The sequence below is a fragment of the Microbacterium sp. 70-16 genome, assembly GCF_001898315.1.
Taxonomy (GTDB): domain Bacteria; phylum Actinomycetota; class Actinomycetes; order Actinomycetales; family Microbacteriaceae; genus Microbacterium.
In genome coordinates this window covers 1-10510 of sequence record NZ_MKTQ01000013.1, presented here as the reverse complement: position 1 = coordinate 10510, position 10510 = coordinate 1, and the positions used below count along the sequence as shown (strand labels likewise).

Here is a 10510-nt window from a genome sequence, read left to right as displayed (position 1 = left end):
GTACTCGAGGAGCTGGTCGAAGCAATCGACGACCGCGAGGTCGAGCGGGTGGTGCGTGAGCGGGATGGCATGAGCGGTGAACCGCTCGAGGATCTGGCGGCGCGCTTCGGGGTCGACCTCGATGATCTCTAGGAACATCTACACCCGTCTAGCGAAACGATAGATATCCCTAGATTTCTCGAGGGCCACGCTCATCGAAGGAGGCCGGTGTGAGCCAGTATCCGTGGTTTGACTTCGACCAGGTGGACTTCGTCACCTCGGACCAGCACTTCAGCCACGCACGGATCAGCGAACTCGCCGACCGCCCGTTCGCGACCGTGGAAGAGATGAACGCGGAGCTGGTGCGACGGTGGAACGAGGTCGTGGGACCGGACGACATCGTCCTTCATCTCGGTGACCTCGCGCTCGGACCGATCGAGGAATCTGTCGGGCTGACCGAGCACCTGAACGGGCGACGATTTCTCGTGCCCGGCAACCACGACCGAGTTTCGCCGGCAACACAGTCAAGGCGCGCGATCGAACGATTCGCCCCGCTGTACGAGGCGGCCGGGTGGAGCATACTCCCCGAGGTCATCGAGGGCACCCGCCGCGGGTACCGGATCCTGGCATCCCACTATCCCTACAGCGGCGACTCGCACGGCACCGACCGGCATACGACGCACCGCCCACGCGGCGACGAGGGCGTTCCGCTGCTGCACGGTCACACGCATGCCCGCGATCACGGCCCCCACGGGCACGAGTTCCACGTCGGCGTCGACGCCCACGACTTCACGCCCATCCGCTTCACCGTCATCGACGAATGGATCCGCAGCCTGCCGGACATCGAGACACGACTGCAGGCCGCAACTCGGGAAGCGCGCACCGTGCTCGCCGATATCGTCGGCGGCGAAACCCCGGGCTCGGACGCGCTGTTCTACACACAGGGATACAACGAGCTCGTCATCGTTCTCGAGGAGCTTCTCGCCGCGCTCCCTCCCGACGAGGCGGACGGGTAGCCGGGAACAGGTCGCCGTTCGCGGTGGGGCCGGATCGGAGAGTGCGCGTCTCGGTCCGGTAGCGCACCCATCCCTGCCTTCGCCAATGCACCATCACGAGGCTCCGGACTGCGCGTGACGACCACGCCTCCTCGTGGTCGGCGTAGTCGGGGTCTTGTGCGGCGAGCTCGGTGAACAGCTCGCGGAACGTCGGCGGTTCGCCGTGCTCGCGGGTGTACCGGTGGATGATCTTCACAGCGCGACGCGCCCAGCTCGGCGCGCTCTTCGCTGACGTGAGCTCGGTGAACAGCGGCGCCAGGTGAGGTGCCGACCACGGCTTTTCGGTCCACCCGGAGTTGTTCCACTGCATCGTGTCGGGCTGGAGGACCGGCTCGCCATCCTCGGTAGAGCCGGGGCTCACCGCCGCGCCTCGGGGTCGACGGACGCGCGCAGTGAACCAGCGGGCGTGGTCGGCGGGGAGCTGAGCTCAGTCTGTGACCCGGCGTCCTCCGTCACGGCCATCAGCGCCGCGGTGTACTTCTCCCCTGTCACCTTCATGCGCTCCCGTGCTGCCCGTTGCAGACGACTGGAGGTCCGCTTCTTCTCGGTCATGATGCCTTCTTCTCTTCGGTAGGTGATGTGGTCTGGGTATGGGGGTCGGCGGCGAGGGCGCGATGGAGCTCGCGAGCGAGCCGTTCGCCGAGTGGGGTGAGGCGCATCGGCCTGTTGCGTGCCGCGGCAACGAACAGGCCCCCGCCGACGTCGGCGCCGAGGCTTGCGAGCTGGGCGCTCAGTGAGCTTTGGGTCGTGCGGATGGTCGCCGCGGCGGCGCGCACGTTGTCGTGCTGTGTGGCGATGAGGAATCGGCGCGCGCGTTCGATGGGGTGGCGGCCGACGAGGACGCGCTGGAGGAGCCGTGACCGGCCGGCCAGTGGGTGAGGGGTGCGGTCGTGTGGGCCGGGTCGCATCGTGATGCCTGCCGCTTGGATGCGGTGCGCGATCGTGGGAGCGCTGCAGCCGACGAGCGCCGCGATCTGTCGCAGCGTCATCCCTTCCGTCTCGTACCGCTCGCGCAGCCAAGCCTCGTCGATGACGAACGTGGTGGGCCGTCCGCGGCGGAGGGTGCTGTTGCCGTCGGCGAGCACACGCGACACCGTCTGCCGCGATACTCCCGTCCGCCGTGCGAGCTCATAGGTGGTCGCGCCCTCACCGTATTGGGCGATGAGTTCGCGGCTGCGAGATGGTGTGTCGAGTGCGCCACGGACGGGTCTGGCCGTCGCCCACTCACCGACGGGGTCGCTGCGGACGGCGGGTTCGATGTGCGTCGACAGCGGGGGCGCCCAGCTGAGTGGCTCGTCGATCCCTCGGCGGAGCAGGAAGGCGCGGCCGATATCGTTCAGCTCGCGGCGCACGGTGTCCGGCAGCGTCTTCGTGAACGTCGTGACCGTCCGCGGAGATATCCCGGCCGCGTCCCATGCTTCCGGTGCGCGTCGCATCGAGTTGCCGGTGATGGCCCGGTAGAGGTGGGCGCGCGCATGGCGGTGTCGGGCGCCGGAGCCGGGTTGGACATTCAGTCGGGCGCACAGCTGCTGCCATTCCTCTTCGGGAAGGAGTTCAGTGCAGTCGAGTCTGCGGCGGCGTGCGTAGTCGATCGGTGTCTCGTGGCTGTCGAGGTAGGCGGCGAGGTTGAGGATCGCCGCGAGGGCGGGCGTCTCCGCGCCCGGCCTCCCGAACTCGCGCATCACATGAGTGACCTGACGAATGGGCGCCGTCGAGTCCAGGAGGGCGAGGGCAGCGGAGTGGGTCAGCCGTGTGCCGGTGAACACGACGGCCGCGGCCAGCGCGGAGGCGGCGACGTCGCCGTTGATGCGGCGTGGGGTGAGCGCGTTCGTCCATTCATCCCAGAGTTGTGCGGGCACCTTCCGTGCCCGCTCTTCCGGGTTTACGTCCGAGGCTGGCGCAGCTTGTAGGAACAGCGTCGGTCGTCGGGTGCGTCCGAGGGACGCGGCGATCAGTCGCTGCAGCTGCGGCGTCTGACCGGTGTACGACGTGCTCACCGCGAGGCGCCCAGCCAGCAGCCGAACCGCACGGTCGGGGTCTTCGAGTGCGGCGATCGCGATCGTCGTACCGACCGCGCCGCCGGCCGCTGTGGGCGGTCCCGCCCACGTCCACTCATGCTTGTCTCGAGGCACCGCCGCGAGGAGGTCCGTTTCCAGCTCTGGCATGTCGAGGTCGCCGCCATCGCAGAGCGTAACTCCTGCGGCGCGGGTGAGGAGACGGATGTCTTCGAGGACGGTGATCGCGGGTTGCGGGGCGTCCGCATAGATCCCGAACCGGCCCTCGCCGGTGGAGAGGATCTGCATCATTCGGCGCTGTGCGTGGAGCGCCGGGTCGGGTGCGGCGATGCGTTCGGGATGCGCGGTGAGGTCGCCGCGGCAGCGGCTCGCGATCGGGCCCGTCCCGGCACCGGCGACGGGATTGTGGCAGTGCCCGGGATGTGGGATCCCGGCGAGCGGGTGCCCGGTGTGACGCGGTGGCTTGTGGCACACCGGGCAGTTGTCGGCGAGGATGCGGCGGTGTCTGACGCACGCGAAGGTGAATGGGAACTGCCACGACATCCGCCACCTGCCTCCGGAGTCCGCCAGGCATTCGGGGCAGTACCGTCCCGCCATCCCGCCGACGGGGCAGCGGAAGCTGATCCGTCCCTGCCGGGTGTAGCGGATCGCGTGGCGTGCGAACCGCATCCGCGTCATCTCCTGGAACTGCGCCGCCGGGATCCCCGTCGACCGCTCCAGCCGGGACGCCTGCTCATCGGTGAGCTCGGTCGCCCACTGCGCGGCCATCCACGATGTCGCTGACACCGCCCTGCCGCCCTCCTGCTCCACCAGGCCGAGCGCGCACGCCATCTCCGCGACAGTCGCGCGGTTCGCGGCCGCCGAGGCCTCCAGCCAGGAGTCGAACGGCTCATCCGGCAAGGGGCGGACCCGGAACGGAAGGACGCGCACGGCACCGGCCGTCTCGCTCATCAGGCGGCCTCCTCGCCGGTCTCTTCGGCGCCGTCGCTCTTCAGTCGGCGTCGGCGCCGCTCACGGCGTGCCCGATCCTCTTGGTCGTGCTTGGCCTGCAGCTCGGTGCGCTCCGTTTCTGCTCCCTCGTCGATGCGGATGTCGTCGAGGAGCTTCCGGTCGATCCGCTCGGCGCCGGTGCGGATGGCGCGGGACGCGCCGCGGCGGATGAGGTCCATGAGCGAGCCGATGTTGCCGGTGGTGCGGGCAAACAGGTACCGCGACATGTCGACGAGCATCCCTTCGTGCGCGTCCGCGAGCACGAGGGCCTGTTCGATGTGCCAGAGCAGGCTGTCCCACTCCTGGCGGGTCTGCTTGGTGCGCAGGCTGTACGGGTCGAGGCTGAGCACGGTCCAGCGGCGGAACGTCTGCGCCATCGCCGCTTCCTTCCCGGTCGCGCCCTCGCCGACGAGGCCGCGTTCGCGGAGCGCGACGCCGGCGAACAGGAAGGTGGCGCTGTACTCGTTGGACAGCCACTTCAGCTGGTTCGCGACCTCGACACCGTCGCGGGTGCGCATCTGGATGAAGTGCAGATCGTCGATGATCACGAGGCGGGTGTCGTGCCGTTCGATGCAGTCCGCGGCCGCCCGCGCCAGATCTCGGCCGGCCATCGAACGGTGCAGGATGCCCGCGGTCGCGGGGTGGGCGTAGAACCCGAGGATCATCATGTGCAGGCCCTTGATCGTGAGGCGCCCTGGGACGGTGATGTGGCAGACCGGGAGGTGGAGGATGTCGCGATCCTCGTCGAGGTACTCGCCCACTTCCGCGATCCGCTGACGGTGGAAGTCGCGCCCGAACGTGTTGACCACCGTCGACTTCCCGAGGGCCGGTGGGGCGTCGAGGGCGGCGGCGGATTTGACCCGGTCGGAGTCCTGCAGGTTGCTGTCCAGGATGTCGCCCAGTTGCAGGTGCACCCCGTGCACCTGCCGGGTGCGCAGCAGGATGTTCGCGTGCCACGCCCGCCGGTCCGCGTTGTACCGCGCGAACTCGTCCGGGCCGAACGACGCAAGCTGCTCCGGCGTTAGCAGCGCGGGCTTATCGCGCGGGGGACGTTCGGCGAAGTCCTTCCATCCCTCGTAGGTCGACAGGCTCCGCTGCCGGCGAGGCGCGTCGTGCTCGCCCGGGACTGTGGTGGTCATTGGATCATCTCCATCGGCTCGAAGTGGTAGTCGGATCGGATCGTGGGTTCGTCGATGTCGTCCTCGTCGTCGTCATCGCCCGTTTCGGGAATGTCGACGCGTTTGCGTGGGTCGCGGACCTCGCCGGTGAGCTCCCGTCCGAGATCTGTGGTGGGGTTCAGTTCGGCCTCGAGCATCCGCTGCACGGTGCGTAGCGACCACACCCCGTCAGCCGCGGGATCCTTCTCGTTGAGCTGCGCGGCCATGCGGGAACTCATCCGCCTCTCCGATGGGGTGAGCGCGCGTCCCGCGCCCCAGTCCTCGAGCAGCTGCGCGGCGACGTCGTCGACCTGAGAGGGGCGGCCCTGGCGGATCGCGATCTTCTTCGCGTACTCCAGCGCGTCGAGGCTGAACGGTGTGTCGAAGGCTCCCTTGTGCTCCCACTCGAGGGTGTGCCAGGTGCCGTCCTCGGGGTCGTGGAAGTAGATCTGCGTCAGGTCGTCGGGGTTGACCACGAACGGCCATTCCGTGCCCTTGTCTCGGTGGATCGACCGGGCGCGGTTGCGGTACTTCGCGACCGAGTCTCCGGTGTAGCGCAGCTTGTGGATCTCGACCCCGTAATGGTTGAACTGCCGTTTCACCACCGGCAGCAGCTCGAGGAGAACGCTCCGGTCGATCGGCATCCGCAGTTGCCCGGCAACGGCGAGCCCCTGGTCGTATCTCTCGGCGGGGCTGAGCTTGACGCCGGGGAGGCGGGGATCCTCGAGGGAGTCGTGGGGTCGGAGGTGGTAGACCGTCGCGACCCATTCGCGGATGATCTGCTCCAGCTGCGGGACCGTGTAGACCGCGTCGGCTTCGACGTCGTCGCCGCGGCCGCCGACGTCGGCGCCCTTATAGCCGGGGAGTTCCTGGAGGAACGTGTCGAGGGTGCGGAAGAACCTCTCGACGGGGCTCTTGTCGGTGGGCTGGTAGACGCGAGCTGGCTGGATGGATATGCCCAGGCGTGCGCACGCGCTGGTCACGTGCTCCGAGAGGTATGGTGCGCCGTGGTCGACGATGATCGTGTCGGGCAGGATCCCCGCACGGACGAACCGCGGGACGCGGATGCGCGTCGGGTCGACGAGCACGGAACCGGCGACGCCGTGGAAGGGCCATCGTGCGCTCGTGCCCCACTCCGCGGGAGTGTCGAAGGGTTGGCACGCTTCCATGAGCACGCCGGATACGTCGATGGATTTCGTTGAGCCGGGCGTCAGCCGCATGCCGAGGATGCAGCGGGAGTAGAGGTCGATCGCGACCGTGAGGTCTGCGGCGACCCACTTGCCGGTCACCGGGGCGACGGCGAAGACGTTGAGCGGTGTCGTGTCGAGGAGGACGTAATGGCCGGGCGCGGTGGCGTGCAGGCGACCATAGGGGGCGGGCGGCCGGTTCGCGTTGGAGCGCTTGCGTTTGGTGCTCCCGGAGAAGGTCGCGCGGCCACGGGAGAGCTCGTCGAGGATCTTGTATGCGGCGCTTCGAGAAGGGGCGGCGACGATACCTGGCCCGTGGGTGCGGTCGGCTCGGGCGTTGACTCTCGCGATGATGATGCTTTTCGCGACCTTCGACTCCGGCGTCTGCTCATCGATGACCTCGCGTGCCGCCGTGACCCAGCGGTCGTCGAAGTTGACGAGCAGATTGCCCGGCTGCGCCTTGCGGTGATCGATCAGTCCGATCTCGCCGGCATCCTTGTACCGCGCCACCCACCTCGCGACGGTCCGGCGGCCCTTACCGAGCTCGAGCGCCTTCGCCGCGATCCGCTCTTCGACGCGACGCTCCGGATGGTAGGCGAGCTTCGGTTCGCCCTCACGTGCGATCTCGGCCGTCCCCGACCGGTAGCCGGTGAGGACCTCTCGCACATGATCAGCGCGCTCGGCGGACACCGCGCGGGCCGCGTCGCTGGCATCGGCCCAGATGACGCCCAGTGGACCCGCGTCTTCATTGCGACTGTTTCCGGGGATGTGTGTCGTACCTCCCTCAGTGCGTGGCCGTAGGAGGTCGATCATCCGCAGGCGCCGAACCTGCCCAGTTCGAGTGCGGACGACGACCGCGCCATCGCAGATCTCCGCAACAGTGCAGGCGTCGCCGTCGTAGACGATATCCACGCCTGGTTTCAGGGTCCACGTGCTGCTCATCGCTATCTCCTTCAAGTGTTGAGGTGGTGGTATCTCAGGCCCGCGTCACGATGCTCGTGGCGCTCAGAAGTCGAGTCAGGTCGGTGCTCAGCCGGCGAGCCCACAGCAGGTGCAGGACGAGCGCGCGTGCTGCGAGAAGCCCGCCGGTGACGGGCACGATCGCGCGCACTGCCTCGCCGAACGCCATGGGCGATCTCAGCTCGCCGAGCGCGGCGGTGACGTCGCCGCCGGCGAACTGGAACGACCGGCGGTAGCCGGCAAGGAACTGGACGTTGCGCAGCAACACTTCATCGGGCTCGGATTGGACGCGGTACTCCCACCCGTGCGGTTCGATCACGCGCCGCGACCAGCTCAGCGAGTCACGCACCTTCGGGACGGTGAGCTTCGCGGCGGGCTTCACATCCACCACGCAGACGGTGTGGTCCGCGTGGACCATCAGATAGTCGGGAATGTGGCGACGGCGTGCACCCTTGTCCTCCCCCTCGAGGAGGAACGGCTGAGAGAGAATCCAGTCGACGCGAGGGTCGAAGTCGGCCAGCAGCAGGTTCGCGTACTCGAGTCGCGGGACTGCTGCACGGATAGGTGACAGGTTGTAGTCACGCCGCCAGTGCGACGGTCGTGTTCATGATGGTCTCGAACTCGATGGGCGTCAAACGGCCCAGGCGGGCCTGCCGTCGTCGGCGGTGGTAGGTGCGCTCGATCCAGGTCACCATCGCGATGCGCAGCTGCTCGCGGGTGGTCCAGGGGCGGCGGTCGAGGACGTTCTTCTGAAGCAGCGCGAAGAACGATTCCATGGCGGCGTTGTCGCCGCTCGACCCGACTCTTCCCATGCTCCCGACCATGCGGTGTCGGCTGAGGGCGCGGAGCATCTTCCGGCTGCGGAATTGAGATCCCCTGTCCGAATGCACGACGCAGCCGGCGACGTCGCCGCGCATCAGGGCGGCGTTCTCGAGCGCCTGGACGACCAGACGGGACTTCATCCTCGAGTCGATCGAGTACCCCACGATCCGGCCGGAGTAGACGTCCTTGATCGCGCAGAGGTAGAGCTTGCCCTCGGCGGTCTTGTGCTCGGTGATATCCGTCAACCAGAGCTGGTTCGGGGCGTCGGCGGTGAACACGTGCCGGGTTCGGCCGTGCTCGTCGATGACGGCGCAGCGGTCGTCGTGGACGGGCGGGCCGGGCCGGCGGGCCTTGCTCCGCTTGGGCTTGCCGAACGCGCTGAACCAGCCGTTGCTGGAGGCGATCCGCCACGCGGTCCGGTCCGCCATCGCCTCCCCGTTGTCGCGGGCCTCGTCGGCGAGGAGCCGATGGCCGAACTCGGGGTCGTCCTGGTGGGCGTCGAACAGCGCGTTCGCGCGATACGCCTCGACCACCTCACTTGGGGTGATGGGGTTCGTCAGCCACCGGTAGTAGGGCTGGCGGGAGAGCTTGAGCACCCGACACGTCACCGTCACAGGGATCCCTGCGTCGGCGAGCTCGCTCACGAGCGGGTAGAGCCTTTTCCCGGCAGGTTCGCCTGCGACAGATACGCCGCCGCGCGGCGGAGGACCTCGTTCTCCTGCTCGAGCAGACGGTTCCGCTTCTTCAGCTCACGGATCTCCGCCGCCTCGGTCCGGGACTGGCCGGGCTTCGCACCTGCGTCGATGTCGGCGCGACGCATCCACTTCTGCAGCGTCATCGGGTGAACACCGAAGTCTTTCGCGATCTGCTCGATCGTCACTCCGGGCTCACGGTTACTCGCGACGCGCACGACGTCGTCACGGAACTCGGACGGGTAGGGCTTGGGCACAGCAACATCCTTCCAGGCCCACCCCCGCGGGCAAGCCAGATCAGATGTCACCTATTCGTGCAGCAGTCCCCGCGACTCGTACCCGACATGCGCTTGCATGGTCGCCGACCAGTAGCTGCCCGAGAAGTGCCGCTGCCCCCGGTACCAGCGGAACTCACGCCACGGGACGGCGGCGTCGAAGACGCTCAATCGAGCTGACTGCAGCGGAACAACGTCCACCTCGCCACCCATTTTGCGAACCATCAGCCCGACATCCGCCTGGCGCGTTCCGCCCCGCGTCTCGAGTTGCTCGCGCGCCGTCATGAAGCCAGCGTGAGGGTCGAATCGGTCCGGGAGAATGCACGCTTCTGCCATAGATTCGCGAATTACGATTCAGGATCGCGCTCTTGATTTCCTGGGCTACTTCGGTATATGCGATTTACGAATACCAATGAATGTGACATTCACTGTAGTCGATGTCATATACACAACAGTCACCGTCAGGGATACAAATATAGGGACCACGAAATCAACGCGCGCAGGCCCGCCTGAACCCCACGTCGGCCGCGTGTGCGACACTCAAGGACATGACGATGTTGGAGCCCATCGCGCCGGAGGAATCCCGGCTCGTCTTCGGCAACAGCTACATGTACAGCGTCATGGTCGAGATCGCGGGCCTGCGCGGCGGGAAGTTCTCATCGAAGACGATCACCGACGCGACGAGACTCTCTCCTGGAATCGTGCATCCGCTGATCCAGAAGCTCCGCCGCGCGAACTTCATCGAGTTCGTGGAGCGCGTGCCTGGAGAGCGGACCATTCTGTATCGGGTCCGCGAGAATCCCTGGTGGAATGCGGCGAGCCAGTACGTCGAAGAGGATCGCGCTACCGAGCGCTCCGCATCGTAGGTTAGTCACCGTTGGGTCTCGGGCGGTGTCGGTATACACGCATGACGCCGTCGACTTCATTGAAGGATGAGACGGCGGTGTCCGAGTCCTTGAGCAACTCCAGGAACGGTGTCGGATCTGGGACGAGCGGAAGATCGACATAAGTGTTTGCGGGCTGAAGAACCTCGGCGTACGCACCGCCGAGTTGGGCCACGTATTGCGGTACGAGGCCGGGCACGGTCGCCACGGATGCGCTGAGCGCAGCGACCTTTGAGCTGGTCGACGCTCCCGACATCTGCATCAACTGTAGAGTTTCGGCTGGTAGGGGCTCGCGGGTCACCTCCGCCCAGGCGCCGAGCGCCTCAAGCACATCGGTTGATCCCCAAGCGGCGTTTCGAGGAATCGCATCAGCAAGCAGAGTCTTGACCCGGGGTGAGACATCGGGATTGCGAAGGAGCGACGCTGACGGCGCTCACTGAAATTCCTCAGTTCTGCTCATCGAAATTCCCCACACTGGGTCGCTCCGCCGCATG

The 10510-nt window shown here is 67.2% G+C and carries 9 protein-coding genes; 2 read left to right on the top strand and 7 right to left on the bottom strand.

Annotated features, from left to right (window positions below; translation table 11 throughout):
• The first annotated feature begins 209 nt into the window (after nucleotides 1-209).
• Entirely contained in the window at nucleotides 210-995 is a 786-nt protein-coding gene (locus BGO46_RS04895) for a hypothetical protein (RefSeq protein ID WP_101305230.1), read from the top strand.
• A gap of 396 nt (nucleotides 996-1391) precedes the next feature.
• Here the strand turns inward: BGO46_RS04895 and BGO46_RS04890 are convergent, their stop codons facing one another.
• The 7 genes from BGO46_RS04890 to BGO46_RS04860 all read right to left on the bottom strand — a co-directional run bounded on the left by BGO46_RS04890 (nucleotide 1392) and on the right by BGO46_RS04860 (nucleotide 9417).
• On the bottom strand, nucleotides 1392-1586 hold the full coding sequence (locus BGO46_RS04890; RefSeq protein ID WP_101305229.1) for a hypothetical protein: 195 nt from the start codon (nucleotides 1584-1586) through the stop codon (nucleotides 1392-1394).
• The gene (locus BGO46_RS04885; protein WP_299985438.1) at nucleotides 1583-4000 is read right to left on the bottom strand and encodes a TniQ family protein; all 2418 of its coding nucleotides are present in this window, start codon (nucleotides 3998-4000) and stop codon (nucleotides 1583-1585) included. Before BGO46_RS04885 ends, BGO46_RS04890 begins: the two co-directional genes overlap by 4 nt.
• Nucleotides 4000-5178: a TniB family NTP-binding protein gene (locus tag BGO46_RS04880; RefSeq protein ID WP_299985435.1), complete on the bottom strand. Its 1179-nt coding sequence runs from the start codon at nucleotides 5176-5178 to the stop codon at nucleotides 4000-4002. The genes BGO46_RS04885 and BGO46_RS04880 overlap by 1 nt, the downstream gene beginning before the upstream one ends.
• Nucleotides 5175-7325 carry an integrase gene (locus BGO46_RS04875; RefSeq protein ID WP_299985433.1) on the bottom strand — a complete coding sequence of 717 codons (2151 nt, stop codon included), beginning with the start codon at nucleotides 7323-7325 and terminating at the stop codon, nucleotides 5175-5177. The genes BGO46_RS04880 and BGO46_RS04875 overlap by 4 nt, the downstream gene beginning before the upstream one ends.
• 34 nt (nucleotides 7326-7359) lie before the next feature.
• Nucleotides 7360-7905 carry a TnsA-like heteromeric transposase endonuclease subunit gene (locus BGO46_RS04870; RefSeq protein ID WP_299985444.1) on the bottom strand — a complete coding sequence of 182 codons (546 nt, stop codon included), beginning with the start codon at nucleotides 7903-7905 and terminating at the stop codon, nucleotides 7360-7362.
• Nucleotides 7906-7921: 16 nt separating this feature from the next.
• Nucleotides 7922-9114 (bottom strand): IS3 family transposase gene (locus BGO46_RS04865; protein WP_157533859.1). Its coding sequence is split into 2 segments (ribosomal slippage): nucleotides 7922-8827 and nucleotides 8830-9114, totalling 1191 coding nucleotides; the frame shifts between segments, so codons are not numbered across the junction.
• Between the two features lie 51 nt (nucleotides 9115-9165).
• Nucleotides 9166-9417, bottom strand: a complete 252-nt coding sequence (locus BGO46_RS04860) for a hypothetical protein (protein WP_299985429.1) — start codon at nucleotides 9415-9417, stop codon at nucleotides 9166-9168.
• A 263-nt stretch (nucleotides 9418-9680) separates the two neighbouring features.
• Between BGO46_RS04860 and BGO46_RS04855 the strand changes: the two genes are divergently transcribed.
• Nucleotides 9681-9998, top strand: a complete 318-nt coding sequence (locus BGO46_RS04855) for a hypothetical protein (RefSeq protein ID WP_215486953.1) — start codon at nucleotides 9681-9683, stop codon at nucleotides 9996-9998.
• The last annotated feature ends 512 nt before the right edge of the window (nucleotides 9999-10510 follow it).